Below are 23,573 nucleotides of genomic sequence, written 5' to 3' on the forward strand. Positions count from 1 at the left end.
GGGGCCGGTCACCCCTGGTAGCGGTAGCCGGCGGCGATCGCGAGGTGGTCGCTGCCGTCCCGCTCCAGGGTGCGGGAGTCGGTGGGCTTGAGGCCGCCCTTGCTCATGATCTGGTCGATCCGGGCCATCGGGAATGAGGCCGGCCAGCTGAAGCCGAAGCCGTCGCCGGCCGCACCCTGGGCCGAGCGCATCTGCGAGGTGATCGGCGCCAGGCTCCGGTCGTTCATGGTGCCGTTGAGGTCGCCGAGCAGCAGCACCTTCTTCAACGGCTCGGCCTGGATCGCGTCACCGAGCGCCTGGGCGCTGGCGTCCCGCTGGTCGACGGTGAAACCGCCCTCGGCCTTCAGCCGGACGGACGGCAGGTGCGCGACGTACACCGCGACCGGGCCCTGCGGGGTGGTGACCTGGGCGCGGAAGGCCCTGGTCCAGCCCATCTTGATGCCCACCACCGAGACGCCGCTGATCGGGTACTTGGACCAGAGCCCGACCGTGCCCTCCACCGTGTGGTACGGGTAGCTGTCGGCCAGCCCGGACTCGATCACCCGCAGCGGCCGTCCGGCCAGCTCCTGGAGCGCGACGATCTGGGCGCCCGAGTCCTTCAGCAGCTTCACCGTGGACTCCGGGTCGGCGTTGAGGGCGGCCACGTTGTGGCTGACCACCGTCCAGTCGCCGGTGCCGCCGCTCTTGTCGCTGAGCAGCCCGCCGAACATGTTGAACCAGATCACCACCGGCAGCAGCAGCGCGATCAGCGCGGTGGCGGAGCGGCGCAGCAGCGCGGCCACCAGCAGGACCGGGACGGTCAGGCCGAGCCAGGGCAGGAAGGTCTCCAGCAGGCTGCCGAGGTTGCCGACGGTGTTGGGCACCTCGGCGTGGAAGGCCAGCAGGGCGGCGGTGAGCAGGGCGAGGACGGCGAGCAGCAGGCCGCGCCGCCAGGTGGTGGCGCCCCGGGCGTCCCGGCCCCAGCCGCGCAGCCCCAGGAAGCCGGCCCCCGGGCCACCGGACCCGCCCGGACCGCCGGAGCGGCCCGCGCCGTCCGGGCGGCCGAGGCCGGCGGAGCCGTCCGGGCCGGTGCCGGTACCCCCGGCGGTGGCCGGTGCGCCGCCCCCCGCCTCCGGTGCCGCCCGGTCCGTCCAGTCCGCCTGCGCCATCCTGTGGCTCCCGTTCGTTCGTGCCGTCTGCCGGTCCGACGCGCGACGCCGCCGGAGAGCGGGCACGGTGCCGGACTGGTGCCGGTTTGATCGGATTCCCGGCTCAGCCTATGCCGGGACAGACGCGGGCCCGGTGGAGCGGGTTCCGGCGTGGCCCGGTTTGGTGAGCCAGGCCACGCCGCGGCCGGACGGACGGGTGGCCGCTCAGGCCCGGGCCGGACGCCAGAGCGGACCACCGAGCCCCTGGAGCAGGGCGTCGACCATCCGGACCGGCAGCCCCGGGTCGTCCAGGTCGGAGTCCTCCCAGAGGACGGTGCGGGCCAGGATCGGGCCGAGCAGCAGGTCGGCGAGCAGTTCCTCGTCGAGGTCGGAGCGGAGTTCGCCCGCGGCGACACCCCGGCGGACCACCTCGCGGGCCATCATCCGGCGCGGCAGGATCACCCGCTCCCGGTAGGCGGCGTGCAGCTCGGGCCAGCTGTGCATCTGGCCGAGCGCGGCCCGCAGCACCCAGCGGGAGCGCTTGGCCAGGCCGCGGATGCGCATGTACTCGACCATCGCGATCAGGTCGTCCCGGACGGTGCCGCCGGTGGTCTCCGGGACGGGGGCCTCCAGCCGGCTGACCATGTCGATCAGCAGGGCCTCCTTGTTGGGCCAGCGCCGGTAGATGGTCGCCTTGCCGACACCGGCGGCGGTGGCGATGCCCTCGATGGTCAGCTCGGGCAGCGTGGTGCCGCCCGCCATGAGCTCCTCGACCGCGGCGAAGATGGCCTGCTCGGCCGCCTCGCTGCGCGGGCGGCCCCGACGCGGGCCGGTGCAGGTCGACGCGGCCGTGGTGTCCGTCTTCATCCCCGCTTCTCTCCCTGGATGTTCGCGGGCGCGCGGCGCCGTTCCCTCTCCGATTGTCGTCCGTGGGCGGGCCCGGTGGAAGCCGCGGCACGAACGGTGGCCCTGCCCGTCCGGACTCGTCCGGCCGGGCAGGGCCCCATTGTCGCTCAGCACCGCCGTCGGCCGTGCCGCGCGAGCGCAGGTCAGGCGCCCGCGGCCTCGGTGCTGCGGGCCGGCTCGGTGAGCCCGGACGGCTTCGCGGTGTCCACCGGGCGCTCCTCCCGGGCGGCGGTCGGGCCGCCCGGGGCACCGCCGGGGCCGCCGGCGGCCGCCCGGCCGGGGAGCAGGAACCAGGCCAGCAGCGCGCCGATCGCGGTGACGCCGGCCGAGAGGCCGGCCACCACGTGCATCGCGTCGATGAACGAGGCGTTGGCCGGACCGATCAGCCCGGCACCCTGCGGGCCGAGCTTGCCGGCGACCGCCAGGGTGGCCTCCAGGGACTCGCCCGCCTTCTCCCGCAGCGCCTCGGTCGGCAGCTTGTCCAGCTGCTCGGCCATGCCGTCGCGGTAGACGGTGGAGAGCACCGCGCCGAGCACGGCGACTCCGAGCGAGCCGCCGACCTGACGGAAGGTGTTGTTGATCGCCGAGCCGGCGCCGGCCTTCTCGCGCGGCAGCGAGCCCATGATGGCGACGGTGACCGGCGGCATCACGTGCGCCATGCCGCTGCCCATCAGCAGGCCGAGGACCACCAGCACCCAGATCGGCGTGTCGACGTCCAGCAGCAGGTAGCCGAGGAAGCCGATCGCGATCAGCGCCATGCCGCCGGCGCAGGTGGCGCGGACACCGAAGCGGTCCACCACCAACCGGGCCCGCGGTGCGAACAGCAGCTGGGCGACGGCGAGCGGCAGCATCAGCACACCGGCCTGCAGGGCGCTGTAGCCGCGCACGCTCTGGATGTAGAAGACGCCGAAGAAGGAGACGCCCATCAGGGCGAAGAACACCACGCCGACGACGACCACGGAGGCGCTGAACACCTTGTTGCGGAACCACGTGACGTCCAGCGCCGGGTACGCGGTGCGGCGCTCGAACCAGACGAAGGCGACCAGCGCGACCACGCCGACCAGCACCGGCACCCAGGCCTCGGGGGAGGTGAAGTCGGCCAGCTCGCCGCCCTTGATGATGCCGAAGATCAGCGCGACCAGGCCGATGATCGAGAGCAGCACACCGATCGGGTCGAGCCGGCCCGGGTTCGGGTCCTTGGACTCCGGCACCAGCAGCACCATGGCGATCAGGGCGACCACCACGATCGGGACGTTGATCAGGAAGACCGAGCCCCACCAGAAGTGCTCGATCAGCAGGCCGCCGGTGATCGGGCCGATCGCGATGGCCAGGCCGACCGCGCCGGCCCAGATGCCGATCGCCTTGGGCTGCTCGGCACGCTCGAAGACGTTCATGATGATGGCGAGCGTGGCCGGCATCGCCAGCGCGCCGCCGACCCCCATCAGCGCGCGGTAGCCGATGAGTTCACCCGGCGAGGCGGCCAGCGAGGAGAGCAGCGAGGCTATCCCGAAGACCAGCATGCCGGCCAGCAGGGCGCGCTTGCGGCCGAACCGGTCACCGAGCAGGCCCGCCGTGAACAGCAGTCCGGCGAAGACCAGGGTGTACGAGTTGATCGACCATTCCAGGTCGCTCTGGCTGGCGCCGAGCCCGGTGGGCGCCGGGGACGCGATGGTCTTCATCGCGACGTTCAGGATCGAGTTGTCGAGAACGACGACGAGCAGGGCGAGCACCAGGGTGCACAGGATCGCCCAGCGTCGGCGGTGGATGGCTTCCGGCACGCGAGGTGGCGCGGCTGCGGTGGTCATTGCGGCTTTCCCGTCCGTGGTGGCGTGTCACTGGCGGGCAATTCCGAGTCGTGAGCGTCTCGTAACCCCCGGGTCAGCGTAGCGCGACTTTCGATACGAGACGAATCCGTTTCGTAAAGTTCGGGCAAAGGGTCACCACCGGGTCCGGGGCGCCACCGGGTCCGGGTCGCCACCGGGTCCGGGTCGCCGCGGCCCGCCGGGGCACCCGGCACTCGTCGGGGCGCCGCGGCCCGCCGGTGTGCCGCAGATCGCAGCGCGGCCGTGGCACGCCTCTTTGCGCCCGGGCCGGGGCGTGCAAGCATGGAGGTGATCCGGGGACGCCGCACGGCGCCACGAGACGACAACCCTTCAGGAGCCTGTTCGATGAACGCTTCTTCGCCTTCGCCTGCCCAGAACCAGGCGTCGACCGCCACCCTCTACGGTGGGGTCACCAACCGCCGCGTCACCGTACGCGATCTCGCCGCCGCCAAGCAGCGCGGCGAGAAGTGGTCGATGCTCACCGCCTACGACGCCCTCACCGCGGGCGTCTTCGACGAGGCGGGCACCCCCGTCCTGCTGGTCGGCGACTCGGCGGGCAACTGCCACCTCGGCTACGAGACCACCGTGCCGGTGACCATGGATCAGATGGTGATGCTCTCCGCCGCCGTGGTCCGCGGCACCGAGCGGGCGATGATCGTCGCCGACCTGCCCTTCGGCTCCTACCAGGAGTCCCCCGCGCAGGCGATGCACAACGCCGCCCGGCTGATGAAGGAGGCCGGGGTCGGTGCGGTCAAGCTGGAGGGCGGCGAGCGCAGCGCCCGTTCGATCGAACTGCTGGTCGAGGCCGGCATCCCGGTGATGGCGCACGTCGGCCTCACCCCGCAGTCCGTGCACGCCTTCGGCGGCTACCCCGTCCAGGGCCGCGGCGACGAGGCGGCGCACCAGCTGCTGCGCGACGCCAAGGCCGTCCAGCAGGCCGGCGCCTTCTCGGTCGTCCTGGAGGCGGTCCCCGCCGAGCTGGCCGCCCAGGTCACCGAGCAGCTGTCGATCCCCACCGTCGGCATCGGCGCGGGCGTGGACACCGACGCCCAGGTGCTGGTCTGGACGGACATGGCCGGGATGACGGCGGGCCGGGTGCCGAAGTTCGTCAGGCAGTACGCCAACCTGCGGGCCGTCCTCGGCGAGGCCGCCCGCGAGTTCGCCGCGGACGTGCAGTCCGGCGCCTTCCCGGCCCCGGAGCACACCTTCCACTGACCGGCCGGCCAGGGCCCCGCTCCCCGCGAGCGGGGCCCTGGCCGTACCCGTACCCGCCGGCGTCCGGGCCGGGTGCCCGGGACGCCCGCGACAGCGGCGCGACAGCGCGATGACAGCGACGCACCGGGCCGCTCCCCCGGTGACAGCGGGCCGACAGCCCGGTCGGTCAGCCTGGGGGCATGACACGAATCGCCACCGCCCCGAACGACCGGGGGCCCGCCGCGGGGAACGCCGTCGAGGTCCGCGGCATCGTCAAGCACTACGGCGCGACCAAGGCACTCGACGGTGTCGACCTCACCGTCCGCGAGGGCACCGTCCTCGGGGTGCTCGGCCCCAACGGAGCCGGCAAGACCACGCTCGTCCGGGTCCTCTCCACCCTGATCAAGCCGGACGCCGGCACCGCCTTCGTCGGCGGCTACGACGTCCTGCGCCAGCCCAAGCAGCTGCGCCGCACCATCGGCCTGACCGGCCAGTACGCCTCCGTCGACGAGATGCTCTCCGGCTACGAGAACCTCTACCTGATCGGCCGGCTGCTGGACCTCTCCCGCAAGGACGCCAAGGCCCGCGCCACCGAGCTGCTGGAGCGCTTCTCGCTCACCGAGGCCGCCAAGCGCGTCGCCAAGACCTACTCCGGCGGCATGCGCCGCCGCCTCGACCTGGCCGCCAGCATGATCGGCCGGCCCCGGGTCCTCTACTTGGACGAGCCCACCACCGGCCTGGACCCGCGCACCCGCAACGAGGTCTGGGACGAGGTGCAGCGGATGGTCGGCGAGGGCACCACGGTGCTGCTCACCACCCAGTACATGGAGGAGGCCGAGCAGCTCGCGAACGAGCTGACCGTGATCGACCGCGGCCGGGTGATCGCCTCCGGCGGAGTGGCCGAACTCAAGGCCCAGGTCGGCGGCCGGACGCTGCAGGTCCGCCCGGCGCGCCCGGCCGAGCTGCCCGAGATGGCCCGCTGCCTGCACGAGACCGGTATCGCCGAGGCCACCGTCTCCACCGACGCCGGCCTGCTCTCGATACCGATCACCGACGAGGCGCAACTGACCGCCGTGGTCGGGGTGCTCGGGACCCGCGGCTTCGCCATCGCCGGGATCGACACCCGGGTACCCAGCCTGGACGAGGTCTTCCTCACCATCACCGGCAAGCCCGCGACCGCCGCGTCCCCCGCCCCGAGCCTCGCCAAGGAGCCCGTCGCATGACCACCGCAACGCTCGCCCCCACCCGGGTGGAGGACACCCGGATCGGCGTCGCCGGCACCTTCCGCCACATCGGGGCGCTGACCCGCCGCAACCTGATGCGGATCAAGGCGGACCCGGAGTCGATGTTCGACGCGGTGCTGATGCCGATCATCTTCACCGTGCTCTTCGTCTACGTCTTCGGCGGCGCGATCTCCGGCGGCCAGGACGCCTACAAGCAGTACATGATCCCGGGCCTGCTCGGGCAGACCGGCCTGACCCTGGCGATGGCCGTCGGCACCGGGCTGAACAGCGACTTCCAGACCGGGGTGATGGACCGCTTCCGCACCCTGCCGATCGGCCGCTCCGCCGTCCTGCTCTCCAAGATCGCCGCGGAGATCTGCCGGTCCCTGGTCTCCTTCACCATCCTGATCGGCTTCGCGCTGATCCTCGGCTTCGAGGTGAGGACCGGGCCGCTGGAGGTGCTGGCCGCGGTCGGCCTCTCGCTGGTCTTCGGCATGTCGATCGTCTGGATCTCGATGCTGCTCGGCATGGCGATGAAGAGCGCCCAGGCCGTCCAGGGGGTCTCCATGCTCGTCCTGATGCCCATGCAGTTCGGCAGCTCGATCTTCGCGCCGACCGACACCATGCCGGGCTGGCTGCAGTCCTTCACCAAGGTGAACCCGCTCTCGGCACTCGCCGACGCCTGCCGGGCGCTGCTCAACGGTGAGGGCGCGGTGGCCCACCCGGTGCTCATCGTGCTCGGCTGGTCGATCGGCATCACCGCGGTCTTCGCGCCGCTCGCGGTGGCCCGCTTCCGCAAGCGGACCTGACGGTCCGCCCCCTGATCCGGCCGGCCGGCCGACCCCTGGGACGGGGGGTCAGCCGGCCGGCCAGTCGGTCAGCAGGTCGAGCAGGGCGCTCGCCTGGGTGATCGACAGGCCGGCGCCCTCCTCCTGGGCGGCGGCGAAACCGGTATCGCCGAGCAGGCCGCGCAGACTCGTCTCGGCCCGCTCGGTCTCCATCCGGTCCAGATAGCCGCCCTTCGGCCCGTTCAGACCGGCGTGCGCGCCGAGCAGGACGGCCGCCCGGCGGGCCGCCTCCAGGTCGTCGTCGCGTTCGGCGAAGGCGCGCAGCACACCGATCGCCGGCGGCACCAGCATCACCGACATCTGCTCCACGAAACCGCTCGCCGACTCCGGTACGTCACGCAGCCGCCGCCGGCCCTCGTGCAGCAGGTCCATGCCGGCGTCCGGATCCCCGGAGCGGGCGACGATCCAGCCCCGGGTGACCGTCAGCATCCCGCCGACCAGACCGGGGGCGAAGGGGCCCACCCTGGTGGCGCTCAGTTCGTCCAGCTGGCGCAGCGCCTCCTCGTACTCCCCGCGCTGGGCGTGGATGCCGCAGAGCATCAGACGCCCGAAGAGCAGCGCGCCGGTGGAGGCCTGGCTCTCGCCCGGCTCGATCCCGGCCAGGGCGTCCCGGATGTGCCGCTCGCCCTCGGCGAGGTCACGGCCGAGCATCGCGCTGCCGAGCTGCACCCGCAGCATCGGCACCTCCTGCGGGGCACCCAGCAGCTCGGCCAGCTCGATCGCCTGCCGGTACGCGGCGACGGCCTCCTCGGCCCGGCCCTGGTTGGCCATCGACTCGCCGCGGGCCGCGTAGGCCTGGGACATCCCCCAGCGGTCGCCGGAGCGCCGGAACAGCTCCAGGGACTCCTCGCCGTCCAGGAGGGACTGCTCCATCCCACCGGGCCAGTCGTTCATCATCTTGGCCCGGATCTGCAGGACGAACGCCAGGTCGTTGTCGCTGCCGTGCCGGCGGCAGCCCCGCACCGCGTCGTCCAGCAGGTCGGTCAGCAGCTCCAGCCGGCCGGCCAGGAAGGCCCCGAACACCCGCATCAGGCCCGGGAACCGGTAGGCCTGCGGGAGGTCCGGGGTGTAGACCGCCAGCAGCTGCTGGGAGAGCCCGAGCGCCTCGCGGTCCGCCAGCACCTCCAGATTGCCCTCGAAGAGCCCGACCAGCCGGTACATCACCAGCTCACGGCGGGCCTCCGCCGCCACCTCGGGCGGCAGCGGCATGCCGTACTCCAGCACCGGCCGGCTCAGCGGCACCACCGGCAGGGAGTCCGGACCGAACGGGTCCGGGCCGATCGCGCCCACCGCCTCGTACCACTCCCGGGCCTCCAGCCCGAAGCCGCGCAGCGACCAGTACCAGCTCATCCCGAGCACCAGGACCAGCGCCTCGTGCTCGTCGCCGCGGTCCACCGCCCGCCGCAGCGCCGCCCGGATGTTGTCCTGCTCGCGTTCCAGCACCGCCAGCCAGGCCAGTTGCTCCGGGCCGTGCAGGTGCAGCTCGGCGGTGCGGACCAGCTCGCGGAAGTGCTCGACGTGCCGGCGCCCGGTCTCGCCGCGCTCGGCCGCCTCGGCCAGCCGCTCGACGGCGTACTCGTGGATGGTCTCCAGCATCCGGTAGCGCGGCAGGCCCTCGCCGCCCAGGTCGGCCACCAGCAGCGACTTGTCGACCAGGGAGAGCAGGACGTCCGCGACCTCCTCGCGGGGCACCTCGGCCTCGTCGGCGCAGACCGCCTCGGCGTCCTCCAACCGCCAGCCGCCGGCGAAGACCGAGAGCCGGCGCAGCACCGCCCGCTCCTGGGTGCCGAGCAGGTCCCAGCTCCAGTCGACCACCGCCCGCAGGGTCTGCTGGCGCGGCAGCAGGGTCCGGCTGCCGGCGGTGAGCAGCGCGAACCGGCCGTCCAGGCGGTCGGCGATCTGGCGGGCCGTCATCACCCGCAGCCGGGCGGCAGCCAGTTCGATGGCGAGCGGCAGGCCGTCCAGCCGGCGGCAGATCTCCGCGCAGGCGGCCGGATCGCTCTGCGGGTCGAATCCGGGCCGGGCCGCGGCGGCGCGCTCCGCGAGCAGGCGCAGCGCCACCGGGTCGGGCAGCGGCTCGACCGGCAGCACGCTCTCGCCGGGAACGCCGAGCGGCTCGCGGCTGGTGGCGAGGACGGTGAGGCCGGGACACTCGGCGAGCAACTGGTCGGTGAGGTCGGCGGCGGCCTGGACCAGGTGCTCGCAGTTGTCCAGGACGAGCAGCATCCGGCGGTGTCCGCAGTACTCGACCAGCCGGCGGACCGGGTCGTCGGCGCGGTTCTCCAGCGCCTCGACGACCATGCCGCCGGTGTGCAGCACGGTCTCGCGCAGACCGAGCGCGGAGACCACTGCGGCCGGCACGGCCAGCGGGCTCTCCAGCGGGGCGAGTTCGGCCAGCCACACCCCGTCCGGCCAGCGGCCCGCGCCCTGTTCGGCGCGGCCGGCCTCGACCGAGAGCCTGGTCTTGCCGGAGCCGCCGGGGCCGGTCAGGGTGACCAGCCGGCTGCCGGTCAGTGCGGCGCGCAGCGCGCCGAGGTCGTCCTCCCGGCCGACGAAGCTGGTGAGCCGGCCGCGCAGGTTGCCCGCGCCGCGGGGCGGCTGGGGCGCCCGCGCCGGGGCCTGCTCAGGGGTCGGGACCTGTTCACCCGCCCTTGCCTGGTCCCGGGCCGGGGCCTGATCGCGGACGGGTGCCTGATCGCGGACCGGCGGCGGCCCGGGCGGCCGGGGCGCCCCGACCGGGGCCAGCAGCTCGGCGTGGAGGTCCTGGAGCCGGCGGCCCGGATCCGCGCCGAGCTCGTCCGCCAGGGCGCGTCTGGTCCGCTCGTAGTGGCGCAGTGCCTCGGCGGTGCGCCCGCTCTCGTGCAGCGCCCGGACCATCAGGTACTGCAGGGACTCGTCCAGCGGCTGCCGTTCGCAGAGTTCGGCGAGCTCGGCGGTGAGCTCGGCGGCCCGGCCGAGGCCGAGGTCGGCGGTGATCCGGTGCCGGCGGGCCTCGTCCCGCTGGGCCTCCAGCCGGGTGGCGGGGCCGCCGGGGTCGGGCAGGTCGGCCAGGGCCGGTCCGCGCCAGAGCGCCAGGGCGGCGCGCAGCCGCTCGGCGGCCAGCGCGTGGTCGGCCTCCTCCAGTGCCCGGCGGCCCTCGCCCGCCAACCGCTGGAAGTCGCCGAGGTCCGTCCGCGGCTCGGTCAGCCAGTAGCCGGCCGGGCCGGAGCCGACCCGGTCCCGGCCGATGGTGCGGCGCAGCCGGCCGACCAGGGTCTGCAGCGCGGCGGAGGAGTCCTGCGGTGGTTCGGTGTCCCACACCTCGTCCACCAGGAGGTCGGCGGGCACCGGCCGCCCCTGCCGCAGGACCAGCGCGGCGAGCAGTGCCCGCAGCCGGGCACCGCCCAGCGCGACCGGCGTGCCGTCGTCGTGGTGGGCGGTGGTGGTACCGAGGATGCCGTAGTGCACCCGCCCATTCTGGTCGATGGCCGGTGGTGTGACGTACCCGGTTTCCGCGGCCGGGCCCGGGAGGCCGGAACCGGAACCCGGGCGCCGTACGTTCACCGGGGACGGCTTGTCCGGCAACGGGCCCGCCGGGCATGATCGGTCCCCTGCCCGCACCCCAGACCCTCCGGAGCAACCACGCCATGACCTTCGCCGCAACGCAGCGCTCGCGCAGCGAGGACCGACGGATCAGCCCGGTGTTCTGGGCCATGCTGGCGACCCTCGTGACCTCCGGCTGGGCGGTCTACGCGGGCTACGGCAACGCCCGGTTCGGGATCTTCCTGTTCGTGGTGGCGGGCTGGATGGTCTCGCTCTGCCTGCACGAGTACGCCCACGCCCGGACCGCGCTGCACGGCGGCGACATCACCATCGGGGCCAAGGGCTACCTCACGCTCAACCCGCTCAAGTACACCAACGCCCTGCTGAGCTTCGTCCTGCCGATCGTCTTCGTGCTGCTCGGCGGCATCGGCCTGCCCGGCGGCGCGGTCTGGATCGAACGGCACCGGATCAACGGGCGGCTCAAGCACAGCCTGATCTCGGCGGCCGGCCCGCTGGTGAACCTGCTCGCCGCGGTGCTGCTCCTGGTCCCGGTCGGCGCCGGCTGGCTGGACGGCAGCGAGGTGCACGCGGTCTGGAACGGCTACGAGCTGAGCGTGGCGCCGCTGGCCCTGGCGCTGGGCTTCCTCGGCATGCTGCAGCTCAGCGCGACGCTGCTGAACCTGCTGCCGGTGCCGGGCCTGGACGGCTACGGGATCATCGAGCCCTGGCTGTCCCACAAGGCCCGCCGGGCGGTCGAGCCGTTCGCCCCGTACGGGATGCTGGCGGTCTTCGCGCTGCTCTGGCAGCCCGAGGTGAACCACTACTTCTTCGAGGCCGTCTACGGCGTGATGGACCTGCTCGGCGTCGACCGGGCGTACGCCCAGGTCGGCCGCGACCTCTTCAGCTTCTGGAAGAACTAGCGGAACCGGCCGGTCAGGAGGCCTCGGCCCGCTCGGCGGCGGCCTTCGCCAGCTTCTCGCGGCGCAGGTTCAGCCAGAGGACGTTGCTCGCCACGCCGGCCAGCGGGATCCAGACCAGGCCCACCCAGTTGCCCCGCACCACGGAGACCACGGCGGCGGCCAGGGCGAGGACAACGACGATCGAGGCGAAGAGGGACGTGCGGGGCATGGCGGGGGGCTCCTAAGGCCGGGTGACGGTCGGCCCCCATTCTCGCCGACCTCACCCCCGGCCCGGGCCGGGGGTGAGGTCGGCGCGCCCGCCGCCGGTTCGGGCGGCCGGCCGGACGTCGGTTCGGACGCCCGGCCGGATGTCGCTTCGGGCGTCGGTTCAGACGTCGGTGATCCGCAGGCCCGCGTGCGCCTTGTAGCGGCGGTTGACCGAGATCAGGTTGGCCACCAGCGACTCCACCTGGTGCGCGTTGCGCAGCCGGCCCGCGAAGATGCCCCGCATCCCCGGGATCCGGGCGGCCAGCGCCTGGACGATGTCGGTGGCGGCGCGCTCGTCGCCGAGCACCATCACGTCGGTGTCGATCCGCTCGACCGACTCGTCCTGGAGCAGCACCGCCGAGAGGTGGTGGAAGGCGGCGGTGACCCGGGAGTCCGGCAGCAGCCCGGCGGCCTGCTGGGCGGCGCTGCCCTCCTCCGGTACCAGCGCGTACGCGCCCTGCTTGTCGAAGCCGAGCGGGTTGACGCAGTCCACCACGATCTTGCCGGCCAGCTCCTCGCGGAGGGCGGAGAGGGTGGCGGCGTGCCCGTCCCAGGGCACCGCGACGATCACGATGTCGCTCTCGCGCGCGGTGGTCGCGTTGTCGGCGCCGCGCACGCCGAGGCCGAGTTCGGCCGCCGAGGCCTCGGCGCGGGCCGCGTCGCGCGAGCCGATGATCACCTGCTGGCCGGCCTTGGCGAGCCGGTGGGCGAGCCCCCGCCCCTGGTCGCCGGTGCCACCGAGGACACCGACCACCAGCTGCGAGACGTCCGGCAGCTCGTGGGCCGGGTTTGTCGCTGAATCGAGGGAAGTCATGGGCAGATCCTGCCAAACACCCGGCCCCCCGCGACATTCTGTGGCGTATGGACGCGGTGAGAGTTTCGGCACTCCGGAAACAGCTGACCGGCACGGGCTGGCTGGAGGCGGTCGGCGGCTTCGCCGGCTCCCTGCGGCGCGCGGTCTCCCGACGCGGGGCCGGCGACCTGCTGCTGGTCGGCACCGAGGGGTACGAGCCCTGGCACCTGGCCGCCCACCTGGACGACGAGGCGGCCTGGTCCGACGTCCCCCGGTTGGCGCCGACCCTGCTGCGCCACCGGGTGCCCGCGCGGGCACCGGCCCACCTGGCGCACGGCCTGCGGCGGCTGACCGAGGCCGGGCGCGGGACGACCGTGCTGGTGGTGGCGCCGACGGCGGCCGGGGCGCCGCTGCTCGAACGGGTCCACGACGCCCGGCACGGCGGGGCGACGGTGCTCGCCCTGGACGGCCCCGCCGAGCCGGACGGGCTGGCGGGTCTCGCGCACGAGCGGCTGGCGGTCGGCACCGCCGAGGAGGAGCCGTTCGACCTCGCGCAGCACCTGGTCAGCGCCGCTGCCGGGCAGGCGCCGGGCCGGCGCGGCCCGCTCGACCGGCTGGCGGCGCTCGCCGGGCGGCTGACCGAGGGGCCGGGGCTCAGCCGCTGGTAGCCGGGACCCGGCGGGCGGCACGGGCGGCACGCGGGCGACGCGGGCGGCAGGCGGGCGACGCGGGCGGCAGGCGGCACGCGGGCGGCAGGCGCCGGCACGGGCGAAAATCCGTTGCGGCCCGGCGCGGCGGCCGCCGAGGATGGTCGTTCGTGACCGAAGCCGAACCACCTCCGAACGGACGACTGCGCACGCTGCTGAGCTCGCTGCGCCCCGACCTGGCCCCCTGGCACTCCTCCCGGGACTTCCGGCTGCTCTGGCTCTCGGGCTGCGTGACCAGCCTCGGCAGCTACCTGACGTACGTCGCCGTGCCGATGCAGATCAAGGACCTCACCGGTTCCTCCTTCGCGGTCGGGCTGGTCGGCGCCTTCGAGCTGGTACCGCTGATCGTCTTCGGCCTCTGGGGCGGCGCCCTCGCCGACGCGCTGGACCGCCGCAAGCTGGTGCTGTTCTCGGAGGCCGGGCTCGGCGTGCTGACCGGCCTGCTGCTGCTCAACGCGCTGCTGCCGACGCCGGTGCTCTGGCCGGTCTACCTGGTGGCCGCCCTGGTCGCCGCCACCGACGGTCTGCAGCGCCCGGCGCTGGACTCGCTGACCCCGCGGATCGTCCCGCACGACCAGCTGACCGCCGCCTTCGCCCTCAACTCCCTCTACCGCAACGCCGGTTCGGTGGCCGGCCCGGCGCTGGCCGGGATCATCGTGGCCTTCGCCGGGGTGCAGACCGCGTACGCGCTGGATGTGCTCACCTTCGGCGCCTCGCTGCTGCTGCTCGCCCGGATCCGCGCGGTGCCGCCGCCCACCGGCGCCGAGAAGCCGTCCGTCCGGGCCGTGCTGACCGGGGTCCGCTACGCCTGGAGCCGCAAGGACCTGCTGGGCACCTACGCCATCGACACCTGCGCGATGCTGTTCGCCTTCCCAGTGGCGATCTTCCCCTTCCTGGCCTCGGAGCTGGGCGCCGACTGGGCGCTCGGCCCGATGTACGCGGCCTCCGCGGTCGGCGCGCTGGCGGTCTCGGCCACCAGCGGCTGGACCTCCCGGGTCCACCGGCACGGCCGGCTGCTGGTGGTGGCCGCGCTCGGCTGGGGCGCGGCGATGGCCCTGGCCGGGCTCTGCGGCAACGTCTGGCCGGTCCTGCTCTGCCTGGCCCTGGCCGGCGGCGCCGACCAGATCAGCGGGATCGCCCGCTCGACCATGTGGAACCAGTCCATCCCGGACGAGGTGCGCGGCCGGATGGCCGGTGTCGAGCTGCTCAGCTACTCGGTCGGCCCGCAGCTCGGCCAGGTCCGGGCTGGCGGGATGGCCGGCCTCGTCGGCGTCCGGGCCTCGGTCTGGGCGGGCGGCGTGGCGTGCGTGGTCGGGGTGGTGGCCCTGGCCACCGCCCTGCCCAGCCTGCTCTCGTACGACGACCGCACCGACCCGCACGCGGCGGCGGTGCGCGCCGAGCACGCGAAGGCCGAGGCGGAGCGGGCCCGGGCGGTGGCCTGACCGGCCGGCCCGGCGCCGCCTCACGAGAAAGTAAGTGACACAGCACGACTGAGCCTATTACCCTGGCCTTCGTCGGCGTGCGGCGAGCGAAGGGGTGGCCATGCTGGAGACCACGACGGAGAACGTCGTACGGAGCTGGGTGGACGGGTGGGTCGTGTCGCGGTCGGCGGCGCCGCCGGTCGTGGAGCCCTGGGGGTACACCGTCGACGTCGGCATCACCGGCCAGGTGACCAGGCACGTCCTGGACGCCACGGGCGACGCCGTCCGGGAGGCCGACGTCCGCAAGGTCGCCGGCGCGGTCCGCGCCCCGGGGGTGTGGCTCAAGGTCTTCGCGGAGCCGGCGGTCGTCGCCCCCTGGCTCGGGCCGCACTGGTGGGTCGACGACGAGCCGGCCTTCCTGATGACCGTCCCGCTCGCCCCCGCCCACGGGCTCACCGCCCCCGCGGGCTACCGCCTGCGCACCTGGTCCCGCGGCGGCGTCGTCCGCGCCCTGGTCACCGCGGAGGACGGCGCACTGGCAGCCCGCGGCCAGATCGCCGCCACCGGCGCGACCGCCGTCGCCGACCAGATCGAGACCGCCGCCGAGCACCGTCGCAAGGGCCTCGGCTCCCTGGTCGTGCGGACCCTGGCGGGCGCGGCGTACGACCAGGGTGCCCAGACCGGCGTCCTGGCCGGGACGCCCGACGGGCACGCGCTGTACACCACGCTCGGCTGGCGGGTGCTCGCACCGCTGACCAGCGCCAAGTACGTGGGCCCGCAGGGCGGCTGACACCGCGCCACCGACGACGGCCCAGGGCCCGCCACGGCCGGCGGGCCCTGGCGCCGGACCGGGGGTCAGCTCCCGCCGCCCTCCGCCGGCCGGTCGTTCCAGCGCTCGTCGTCCTTCTTCCACTCGCGGTTGCGCTCCTCCGCGGTGTCCAGCGCGTGGGCCGCCTCCTCACGGGTGGCGTACGGGCCGAGGCGGTCCTTGGCGGGGCACTCCGGCCCCTCCTCCACCTTGGCGTGCTTGATGCAGTAGAACCACTCGCCCGGCAGTCCGGTCGGCTTGCGGTGGAATCCCAAGGGCATGGCGGTCACTCCCGTTCGACGAACCTGTCGTACTGATCATTCCCCGCGACCGCCCGCCCCGCACACCCCCCGGGCGGCCGGGGGCCGGCGGATAGACTCGCGACCATGGCTCTCGTACCCGGCATCCAGTCCCCCACCCGCAAGGTCCCGGCGCACATCGCGCGCCCCGAGTACGTCGGGCGGCCCGCGCCGACGCCGTACACCGGGCCCGAGGTGCAGACCGCCGAGACCATCGAGAAGATGCGGATCGCGAGCCGGATCGCCGCCCGGGCGATGGAGGAGGCCGCCAAGCTGATCGCGCCGGGCGTCACCACCGACGCGCTGGACGCCGTCGCCCACGCCTACATGTGCGACCACGGCGCCTACCCGTCCGACCTGGGCTACCGGGGCTTCCCCAAGTCGATCTGCACCTCGGTCAACGAGGTGATCTGCCACGGCATCCCGGACTCGACCGTGCTGCGGGACGGCGACATCGTCAACATCGACGCCACCGCGTACATCCACGGGGTGCACGGCGACCTCAACGCCACCTACCTCTGCGGCGACGTGAACGAGGAGTCCCGGCTGCTGGTCGAGCGCACCCGGGAGTCGCTCAACCGGGCGATCAAGGCGGTCAAGCCGGGCCGGCAGATCAATGTGATCGGCCGGGTGATCGAGTCCTACGCGAAGCGCTTCGACTACGGCGTGGTGCGGGACTTCACCGGGCACGGCATCAACACGTCGTTCCACTCCGGCCTGATCATCCCGCACTACGACAGCGAGCGGGCCACCGAGGTGATCAAGCCGGGGATGACCTTCACCATCGAGCCGATGCTGACCCTGGGCACCTACGACTACGAGATCTGGGCCGACGGCTGGACGGTCGTCACCAAGGACGGCAAGCGCACCGCCCAGTTCGAGCACACGCTGGTCGTCACCGCCGACGGCGCGGAGATCCTGACCCTGCCGTAGCCCGCTCCCCCGGCGGACGCCTCGGGGCGCCTTCTCGGACTCCCGTGCGCGGGGGTTCGAGGACGGGTCCTAACCGATCAGCCACTGCTCCTCGGCGACCGCGCCCACCTCGGTGCAGGCGTCGGTGAGCACGTCCAGGACGCGCAGCGGATCCGGCAGGGCCTGCTCGGGCCCGCGGAGCCAGCGCACCTGCGAGCCGTCCGGCAGCGCGGCCGGGGGCAGCAGGGTGTACGAGCCGCGGCAGTGCCAGCGCAGGCCGGGGTGCTCGGACATGGTGTCCGGCGTGGAGTCCAGCGCGCTGGGCCACCACTCGTCCTCGTCCACCGGGGTACCCCTGGTGGCGGTGAAGAAGAGGTAGCGGTCCTCGCCGACGGCGGCCACCGGGCCCTCGACGCCCAGCGCGGCCAGGCGGTCGAGCGCCAGCCGGCCGGCCTCGGCCGGTACGTCCAGGACGTCGTGGGCGCGGCCGGTGGCGGTGATGAAGTTGGCCCGGGGATCCCGGGACAGCCAGCGGGCGACCTGCTCCGGGTCGACGGTCGCCTGGGTCTGCCAGGCGAAGGAGACCGGGTGCTGCGCGGGGGCCGGACAGGCGACCCGGTCACAGGAACAGCGGTAACCGGCCGGATGGGCGGCGGGTGCGAGCGGGAAACCGGCGCGCACGGCGCCGAGCAGCTGATCCAGTCGGGCGGCGGGACTGTCCGCATCGGCCGACCTGGCCCGCTCACGATCACGCTTCTGCCACCAGGTCGTCCACCTGCTGCCGGCTTCCATCGGGCCCCTTCCGCGCACTGCCGTGCCTGGTGTGACACAGCATTCGACGTACCACTCCGACGCAACGCACAGCGCCCCCCGCTGCTTCCCGGGACGGTGCTCGGCCCTGCTGTCCGCGCCCCGCCGACCGGAGCCGGGGTTGCCGGACGGCCGACGCGCGGGCCACGGCACGGAGTCGCGGCAGTACAGGAACTGCGGCTCGGCGGCCCGGCGGGCACACCGCTGTGTGCCGCACCCGGCCCGTACGGGGCCCGCTGACCCGGGTGAACCCCAGGGGCGTAACAGGAAGGATAAGGGTGCGCGGGCCCTCCGGATGACCGGGGGCGGTGCCTCTCCGGTCACACTCCCGGCACCCGACCCTCACAGCCCCTCCCCCGCGCCGGCTCCGCGCACGCCCTTCGACACCCCCGCGCACGCCCCTCGCGACCTCCGACCGCTGGTCGGCGCCCGGTCGGCCGTCGAACGACCACGGCGAGGTGAGACCCTGGTGGGGTGAAGAGCGCGGACACCGAATTCGTCGGCGGCCCCCTGGACGGCCGGATCCTCCCGATCCCGTTGGGGCCGATGTACGGCGTGCCCAAGACCTACAAGGTGCCGGTCCCCGCGCACGGGGAGTCCCCCGCGCGCACACTGGTGTACGTCCGGGCCAAGCAGCAGCGGGGCACCCGCTGGTTCTGGCGCTACGAGTACGACGAGACGGCCACCGCCCGCACCTCCGGGTGACGGCCGCTCCCCTCGGGAGGACGGCCATGGCGAAGACCGTACGGCACCGCCCCGGGAACAGGCCGCGGGCGGTCACGCAGCACAACCGGCAGGTCGCGGCGGTCACCGCTGGACTGCTGGTCGTGGTCAGCCTCTACAGCGCGGCGCTCGGCCCGAACGGCTGGCTCTGGTTCGGCTGGACGGTGCTGCTGCTCGCCTGCGTGGGCCTGTTCGCCGTCCGCGGCTGAGCGGCGGCACCGCCGGTCACGCCCGGCCCCGCGGTCAGGCATCCTCGGCGAGGATCAGGTAGAGCTTCTTGCGGGCCTCGTTGAGCACCGCGAGGCCCTTGGCGCGCTGCGCCTCCGTCCCCGTCGCCATCACCTGCCGGATCGCCTGGTCGACCGCGCCGAGCGCCTGGCCGACCTCCTGGACGGCCTCCCAGTCGACCTCGCGGCCGGCCTCCGCCCACGGCTCCGCAGGCCCGGCCTCGGCCTCGGCCCGGCCCGCCTCGGTGAGCGAGACCAGTCGCTTGCCGCCCACCTCCTCGGCGGTGATCAGACCCTCCTCCTCCAGCAGTTGGAGGTTGGGGTAGACCGACCCCGGGCTCGGCCGCCAGGCCCCGCCCGTCCGCTCGGTGATCTCCGCGATCATCTCGTAGCCGTGCATCGGCCGTTCCTTGAGCAGCGCGAGCAGCGAGGCCCGCACGTCCCCGCGCCGGGCCCGCCCGCCGCGCCGGCCGCGCGGACCGTGCCCGCGACCGCCGTGCCCGCCGAAGCCGTGGCCGAACGGTCCGCCGAACGGCCCACCGCCCGGCCGCCCGGGGCCTCCGAACGGCGGCCCGAAGGCCCCGCGGCTCTCGAACCCCTCACCGGGGAACTCCCCGGACTCCGGGCCCCGTCCACGACGCCGACCGCCGCGCGGGCCCCCCTCACCGAATCGCGTTCCGGAGCGCATCGCGCTCACCTCCTGATGACTCGGACAGTGCTTCCGTCACTGTCTCAATAGTTCGACGATATATCGGTGACTGTCGCTCGTCAATCGTTTCCGACGGCCCGGCCCGTGACCTGTCTCAGCGAAGATTGGCTGCGTCTCATCGAAGCTGGATCGTCACTCGCCCGTCTCAGCGAAGGTTGACGGCCTGCCGATCTGTCTCAACGAGGCTTGACCGCCCAGCTCAACCCCGGTGCAAGATGCCGTCGGCGGTCCGAGCATGATTGGCGCCGTGGAGAACGCGGTCGAGAAGGTCAAGGTCTGGTTCCGGTTCGTCCCTCGCGAGGGCTGGTTCCCTCAGGACATCGAGGGCCTGTGGGCGACAAGACTCAGTGCTGACACGGCCGTGATCGAGAACGTCCCGTTCCTGCAGGACGGTGTGGCCGAGGGGGACGTCGTGCAGTTCCAGACCGACTCAGATGGGCTGCACTGGGCTGTCGGGCGGGTCAGTTCAGCCGGCAACTGCACGGTTCGCGTCGTGCCCGTCCCCTCGGGGCCGCTGGGCCGCAGCCCCCAGGCGGTGCATCAACGCCTGGCTGTCTTCCACCTTGGCGGTGAGGTCATGAGCGCGGACTTCCCCATGGTGGCCTTCAACGTCCCAGCCGACGCGGACTTCGCCGGGATCAAGGCATTGCTGAGTCAAGGACAAGACGAGGGCTGGTGGCACTACGAGGTCGGCTGCGGCACTGACGAATGGTGGAACGCCTGACCCAGTGCATCCGCTGACGCAGTTGCTCTTGCCGAGAGCGGCCCGAACCCGCCGCCCCTCCAACTACTGGGTAGCGTCACCCTGGTGAATCTCAACCTCTTCAACGATGTCCCTGACGGCCTGACTCAACGAGCCCGATCGTTCGTCCGCGCGCACGGCGTCAGGGTCGACGTCCAGTCGGTCGAGGAGCACAGACAGTGGTGGCTTGAGCGAGACATCCCTGCGGCGGTCATCGACCGGATGGCGGCATACCAAGAGCGATGGGGCGGCTTGGTCCTGCCGCCCGCACCCAAGTACGACGGCGGACCCAGGTACCTCGAAGCGGACTCGCCGGAGGGCTCGCCCTCCGAAGGGTGGTGGTTTGAAGCCGGGATGCAGCGGACCGCGGTCCCTTTCTCGTTCATGATCGGGCCGTCCGGTGAATTCGGCATTCACGCAGGTCAGTGGGCGCCCCTCCATGCCACCGTCGAGGGCTGGGTGGAATCGCTCGCCCTGGCTCATCACGCGTCCATGTGGGCAAAGAAGATCGTCATGGTCAACGGCGACGATGTGGACGGCATCGTGCTGGATGGGTATGAGCCAGTGCACGAAGTGATGGGCGTGGCCGACACCTGGTGGCGAGGGGCTGACTCATTGGTAGCGATCTATTCAGGGGAGGCCGAGGCTGTCTCCTTTCCGCAGGGCCGCACTGCGAGGATCTACTCCGGCTTGGATGAGTGGGGCCTGCGGGGAGGCGTCAAGGGCGGCGTCAACGAGGCGCCGCTGTAGCGATTCCGGTTCAGGGTTTGGCGTGCCTGGCGGGACAGTGGCAGCAGTGGGAGAAGCGATCGATCGCGGAACTCTGCCCGCCAACGAAAGGCTTGATGGCAGCAGTTGGGCGAGCACCACTGGCGAGTCCTGCCGCCCACGCTGCGAGGGCGACTAGCTATCGACGTCCCGCAAACTGGACATTCCTTCGGGTCGTTGCGGCACTGATCGATGTGCGTGTTAAGACATGCTTCCGAGCACCATGGGTTGAGCCGCCGGGGCTTGTAGCGATCGCCGCAGCCTCTGCAGGTCTGTGTTCCTTCGGCGAGGGCTTCAGCGATGGCTCTTTCGCGTTCGGCCTCTTCGGCCTGGTGCCGGCACTTGTCCGAGCACAGGGTTCGAGGGCGGCCGTCCGCGAGGGCGAACGCCAGGCCGCCGCACTGGGTGCAGGAGGTCGGTGGGGGCATCGGGGTTCGGATCCAGCGGCGGGTTCTCCGAGTGCAGCGTCTTGAGCAGGCTCGCCGTTTTCTCGGCTGCGGCAGATATTCGCCGCAGCCGGGGCAGATCTCCGCCGGTGGGTCTTCACCGTCCGCATCGCTCTCGCTTCTACGTGGCAGCGGCTGACCGCGGCGGCGGCACTCGAACGCGAAGCGTCGACAATCGCTGGAGCACAGGTATCGTCGCTGCCCGATCCGGTAGTCCATGGGCTTGCCGCAGACGTGGCAGGGCGTCGTCCGCCGGTAATGCGAGTTGGTGAGGCGGCTGCGCTGGCGGCAGTTCGTCGAGCAGGTCCTGGGTTTGACGCCGAAGCTGGACATCGGGGTCATCGGTGCCCCGCACTCGGAGCATTGCGTCGTCTCCAGGATTCGCCGGAGCTGGACCGGGTCGCGCCCGGTGACAGCGGCGAGGCGCTCCCAGGACGGCGTCCCTCTGCGTTGTGGGGGGTCTGTCAGGAATGCGCGCAGGTAGCCGGGCTTCAGGTGGTTCGCCTCGGCCAGGCGGGTGATGAACGTGCGGCCGCCCTCGCCGCTTCGCGGGCGGACTTGGAACGGCAGCTGACGGATGGGCACCTCGGAAGTCGGCCTGGTCACTGTTCTGTGTCCCGGCGCTTGCGGCGGGAGGCGATGTCCAGGTCGACGGCCAGCAGGCCCGCCTTGGTGATCTTCTCGGTGCCGGTGAGGATGGCGTCGACCGCAGCCCCGCGGATCTGGTGGGACAAGGTGCCGATCATGCCGCCGGTGCGGGTATGGAGGAAGCGGTCCAGGCGGGTCAGGGTGCCCTTCTGGTACTCGTGCAGCACGAGGTTGGCCTCCATCTGCGCGACCAGCGCCTTCCATTCGGCGTTGTAGGGGAAGGCATGGGTGGCCGTGGAGGTGAAGCGGGCGGCGATCTGGTCTCCTCGGGTGCCCGACAGCAGGTCGCCACCCTCGATGTCGATGCCCGCGTAGGCGAATGTGGCTGGGATGCGTTCGGAGAAGTACTTCAATGTGTCCGAGACATCGGCCCCGTGACGTGTGGTCAGGGATATGTTGTGGATCTCGTCAACCAGGATCAGGCCGGTCCGGGCCTTGGTACAGACGCCGACGACGGCCTCGGTGAGGTCGGTGATGTTCGCACGTCTCAGCACTGGCAGGCCCAGGAAGCGGGAGAACTCGGCGGCGATCATGCGAGGCGTCGCGGCGGGCGGGACGGTGATGTAGACGACCGGTATTCGGCTGTCCTGTTCGGGGTGGCGACGGCGGTCATGCAGCTCGTGGGCCAGGCCGAGCTGGGTCAGGGCGATCGTCTTGCCGGTGTTGGCTGGCCCGGAGACGATCAGGCCCCGGCGGGCGCTGACCGCCCCGCGGTTGAGGATGACCAGGCGCCGTCCGCAGGTCACGGTGGAGCGGACCGTGGAGGTTGCGACCACCTGGAGCCGGGCATGGTGGTCGAGCCGGTCGTCGTCGTAGGCGTCCTGGTCTGCTGTGTCCAGCGCGGTGTACTCGGCCTTCGTCAGCGCGACCATGGGTTTGTTCAGGGACGCTTCGACGAATGCGCGCCAGCCCGGCAGGCTGGTCAGCTGCCGCCCGAAGTCCTCTCCGGAATCGTCGATGGGCAGCGCGGTCACGAGCGTCTCCAGGGGTCTTCGAGCGGGTTGAACAGTCCCAGTGGGATCACCTCGGCGAGTTCGCCGTCGTCTTCGGACCCTTCGGGTCCGTGCTGCTGCGGCACCTCCAGTGCTGGGGAGGGGACGGTGGGCGGGGCGGCCTTTGTCCGGGCGGCGACCCGCCGCTCGGCCTTGGCCGCCCCCGGCCTCCGGTCCTTCTTGCTCGCAGCGGGCCGGTCGGGGCCGGCGTGGGCGCGGGTCAGCAGGTCGGTGACGGCCTGGGCAAGCTCCTCCTCGGTGGCCCTGGGCAGTTGGTGGCTGACGTGGTCCCAGGCCAGGTCTCCGAAGGGAACTGGTGCCCGGTTCAAGTACTTCCAGGTCGCCTGGACCCACCCGCCGTCCCCGCGGTGGTCGCGGACCCAGACCCGGGAGGCGTCGTAGGGGTCGCGGTGGACTTCCCAAAGCCCGCGCTTCGCAGTGACGCCGGAATCGCGCAGGCGCATCGGACCCAGCTCAGGACTGTCGTAGGTGCGGTTGTTGATCCGGACGCCGTAGGAATTGACGGCCCGCCAGGCCGCAGGCAGCAGCTCAACGTAGTCCAAGCCGCTCAGCGCGACTGGAACGTAGCCGCAGGACTCGACCAGGGCGGCGTACTTCTGATTCGGCGTGAACAACCGCCCCGGGTGGTCGGGATCGCGTAGGCCCTCGTGCGGGCGGTTCTGCCAGTGCGCTTTACCGACCGTGAGTTGTGCTGCCCGTGATGTCCGTCTGGGCCTGTGACATGGACGTCGCGGGCTC

At 72.7% G+C, this 23,573-nt stretch carries 23 protein-coding genes; 12 read left to right on the forward strand and 11 right to left on the reverse strand.

All coding sequences use genetic code 11. The annotated features are described in order from the left end of the window. Positions 1-8: 8 nt before the first annotated feature. The 3 genes from ACIQTO_RS07110 to ACIQTO_RS07120 all read right to left on the reverse strand — a co-directional run bounded on the left by ACIQTO_RS07110 (position 9) and on the right by ACIQTO_RS07120 (position 3,838). Positions 9-1,148 carry an endonuclease/exonuclease/phosphatase family protein gene (locus tag ACIQTO_RS07110; RefSeq protein WP_402383965.1) on the reverse strand — a complete coding sequence of 380 codons (1,140 nt, stop codon included), beginning with the start codon at positions 1,146-1,148 and terminating at the stop codon, positions 9-11. Positions 1,149-1,352: 204 nt separating this feature from the next. Beyond that, the gene (locus ACIQTO_RS07115; protein WP_402383966.1) at positions 1,353-1,994 is read right to left on the reverse strand and encodes a TetR/AcrR family transcriptional regulator; all 642 of its coding nucleotides are present in this window, start codon (positions 1,992-1,994) and stop codon (positions 1,353-1,355) included. A 182-nt stretch (positions 1,995-2,176) separates the two neighbouring features. Next, positions 2,177-3,838, reverse strand: a complete 1,662-nt coding sequence (locus tag ACIQTO_RS07120) for an MFS transporter (RefSeq protein ID WP_402383968.1) — start codon at positions 3,836-3,838, stop codon at positions 2,177-2,179. A gap of 363 nt (positions 3,839-4,201) precedes the next feature. Here ACIQTO_RS07120 and panB point away from each other — a divergent pair, with 363 nt between their 5' ends. The 3 genes from panB to ACIQTO_RS07135 all read left to right on the forward strand — a co-directional run bounded on the left by panB (position 4,202) and on the right by ACIQTO_RS07135 (position 7,082). Next, positions 4,202-5,071, forward strand: a complete 870-nt coding sequence (panB, locus tag ACIQTO_RS07125; RefSeq protein ID WP_402383970.1) for a 3-methyl-2-oxobutanoate hydroxymethyltransferase — start codon at positions 4,202-4,204, stop codon at positions 5,069-5,071. Positions 5,072-5,250: 179 nt separating this feature from the next. Beyond that, on the forward strand, positions 5,251-6,273 hold the full coding sequence (locus ACIQTO_RS07130) for an ATP-binding cassette domain-containing protein (RefSeq protein WP_402383973.1): 1,023 nt from the start codon (positions 5,251-5,253) through the stop codon (positions 6,271-6,273). Next, positions 6,270-7,082, forward strand: coding sequence for an ABC transporter permease (locus ACIQTO_RS07135; RefSeq protein WP_402383976.1), 813 nt, complete (start codon positions 6,270-6,272; stop codon positions 7,080-7,082). The genes ACIQTO_RS07130 and ACIQTO_RS07135 overlap by 4 nt, the downstream gene beginning before the upstream one ends. Before the next feature lie 48 nt (positions 7,083-7,130). Here ACIQTO_RS07135 and ACIQTO_RS07140 read toward each other — a convergent pair whose 3' ends face one another. Further along, complete coding sequence (locus ACIQTO_RS07140; protein WP_402383978.1) at positions 7,131-10,568, reverse strand: AfsR/SARP family transcriptional regulator; 3,438 nt, start codon at positions 10,566-10,568, stop codon at positions 7,131-7,133. Between the two features lie 179 nt (positions 10,569-10,747). On the opposite strand from ACIQTO_RS07140, the gene ACIQTO_RS07145 reads away from it, so the two are divergent. Then, on the forward strand, positions 10,748-11,563 hold the full coding sequence (locus ACIQTO_RS07145; protein ID WP_402383981.1) for a site-2 protease family protein: 816 nt from the start codon (positions 10,748-10,750) through the stop codon (positions 11,561-11,563). A 13-nt stretch (positions 11,564-11,576) separates the two neighbouring features. On the opposite strand, the gene ACIQTO_RS07150 is transcribed toward ACIQTO_RS07145, so the two are convergent. Together ACIQTO_RS07150 and npdG are read right to left on the reverse strand one after the other, a co-directional pair. Further along, entirely contained in the window at positions 11,577-11,771 is a 195-nt protein-coding gene (locus ACIQTO_RS07150) for a hypothetical protein (protein WP_380576783.1), read from the reverse strand. 159 nt (positions 11,772-11,930) lie between these two features. Beyond that, complete coding sequence (npdG, locus tag ACIQTO_RS07155; protein WP_402383984.1) at positions 11,931-12,623, reverse strand: NADPH-dependent F420 reductase; 693 nt, start codon at positions 12,621-12,623, stop codon at positions 11,931-11,933. A gap of 47 nt (positions 12,624-12,670) precedes the next feature. Between npdG and ACIQTO_RS07160 the strand changes: the two genes are divergently transcribed. From ACIQTO_RS07160 to ACIQTO_RS07170, 3 genes are all read left to right on the forward strand, one after another. Further along, complete coding sequence (locus ACIQTO_RS07160; RefSeq protein ID WP_402383987.1) at positions 12,671-13,270, forward strand: hypothetical protein; 600 nt, start codon at positions 12,671-12,673, stop codon at positions 13,268-13,270. 149 nt (positions 13,271-13,419) lie between these two features. Further along, the gene (locus ACIQTO_RS07165) at positions 13,420-14,751 is read left to right on the forward strand and encodes an MFS transporter (RefSeq protein WP_402383989.1); all 1,332 of its coding nucleotides are present in this window, start codon (positions 13,420-13,422) and stop codon (positions 14,749-14,751) included. Positions 14,752-14,851: 100 nt separating this feature from the next. Further along, a complete protein-coding gene (locus tag ACIQTO_RS07170) occupies positions 14,852-15,520 on the forward strand; it encodes a GNAT family N-acetyltransferase (protein ID WP_402383992.1) in 669 nt (222 codons plus the stop codon). Between the two features lie 65 nt (positions 15,521-15,585). On the opposite strand, the gene ACIQTO_RS07175 is transcribed toward ACIQTO_RS07170, so the two are convergent. Then, positions 15,586-15,819 (reverse strand): hypothetical protein, encoded by a 234-nt coding sequence (locus ACIQTO_RS07175; protein ID WP_402383994.1) that lies wholly within the window; start codon positions 15,817-15,819, stop codon positions 15,586-15,588. 105 nt (positions 15,820-15,924) lie between these two features. Here ACIQTO_RS07175 and map point away from each other — a divergent pair, with 105 nt between their 5' ends. Then, positions 15,925-16,770, forward strand: coding sequence for a type I methionyl aminopeptidase (map, locus tag ACIQTO_RS07180; protein WP_402383997.1), 846 nt, complete (start codon positions 15,925-15,927; stop codon positions 16,768-16,770). Positions 16,771-16,839: 69 nt separating this feature from the next. Here map and ACIQTO_RS07185 read toward each other — a convergent pair whose 3' ends face one another. Next, positions 16,840-17,541 (reverse strand): bifunctional DNA primase/polymerase, encoded by a 702-nt coding sequence (locus ACIQTO_RS07185; protein ID WP_402383999.1) that lies wholly within the window; start codon positions 17,539-17,541, stop codon positions 16,840-16,842. Positions 17,542-18,033: 492 nt separating this feature from the next. On the opposite strand from ACIQTO_RS07185, the gene ACIQTO_RS07190 reads away from it, so the two are divergent. Together ACIQTO_RS07190 and ACIQTO_RS07195 are read left to right on the forward strand one after the other, a co-directional pair. Continuing rightward, positions 18,034-18,264 (forward strand): hypothetical protein, encoded by a 231-nt coding sequence (locus ACIQTO_RS07190; protein WP_402384002.1) that lies wholly within the window; start codon positions 18,034-18,036, stop codon positions 18,262-18,264. A 26-nt stretch (positions 18,265-18,290) separates the two neighbouring features. Further along, positions 18,291-18,491 (forward strand): hypothetical protein, encoded by a 201-nt coding sequence (locus ACIQTO_RS07195; protein WP_402384004.1) that lies wholly within the window; start codon positions 18,291-18,293, stop codon positions 18,489-18,491. A 34-nt stretch (positions 18,492-18,525) separates the two neighbouring features. Here ACIQTO_RS07195 and ACIQTO_RS07200 read toward each other — a convergent pair whose 3' ends face one another. Continuing rightward, positions 18,526-19,197, reverse strand: coding sequence for a PadR family transcriptional regulator (locus ACIQTO_RS07200; RefSeq protein WP_402384007.1), 672 nt, complete (start codon positions 19,195-19,197; stop codon positions 18,526-18,528). 268 nt (positions 19,198-19,465) lie between these two features. Between ACIQTO_RS07200 and ACIQTO_RS07205 the strand changes: the two genes are divergently transcribed. Both ACIQTO_RS07205 and ACIQTO_RS07210 read left to right on the forward strand, forming a co-directional pair. Further along, the gene (locus tag ACIQTO_RS07205) at positions 19,466-19,942 is read left to right on the forward strand and encodes a DUF4265 domain-containing protein (protein ID WP_402384009.1); all 477 of its coding nucleotides are present in this window, start codon (positions 19,466-19,468) and stop codon (positions 19,940-19,942) included. Positions 19,943-20,026: 84 nt separating this feature from the next. Next, positions 20,027-20,710 carry a hypothetical protein gene (locus ACIQTO_RS07210; protein ID WP_402384011.1) on the forward strand — a complete coding sequence of 228 codons (684 nt, stop codon included), beginning with the start codon at positions 20,027-20,029 and terminating at the stop codon, positions 20,708-20,710. Positions 20,711-21,776: 1,066 nt separating this feature from the next. Here the strand turns inward: ACIQTO_RS07210 and ACIQTO_RS07215 are convergent. Next, positions 21,777-22,796, reverse strand: coding sequence for a TniB family NTP-binding protein (locus ACIQTO_RS07215; protein ID WP_402384013.1), 1,020 nt, complete (start codon positions 22,794-22,796; stop codon positions 21,777-21,779). Then, positions 22,793-23,449 (reverse strand): Mu transposase C-terminal domain-containing protein, encoded by a 657-nt coding sequence (locus tag ACIQTO_RS07220; RefSeq protein WP_402384016.1) that lies wholly within the window; start codon positions 23,447-23,449, stop codon positions 22,793-22,795. The genes ACIQTO_RS07215 and ACIQTO_RS07220 overlap by 4 nt, the downstream gene beginning before the upstream one ends. Between the last annotated feature and the right edge of the window lie 124 nt (positions 23,450-23,573).

The organism is Kitasatospora sp. NPDC091207, from assembly GCF_044768625.1.
Lineage (GTDB): Bacteria > Actinomycetota > Actinomycetes > Streptomycetales > Streptomycetaceae > Kitasatospora.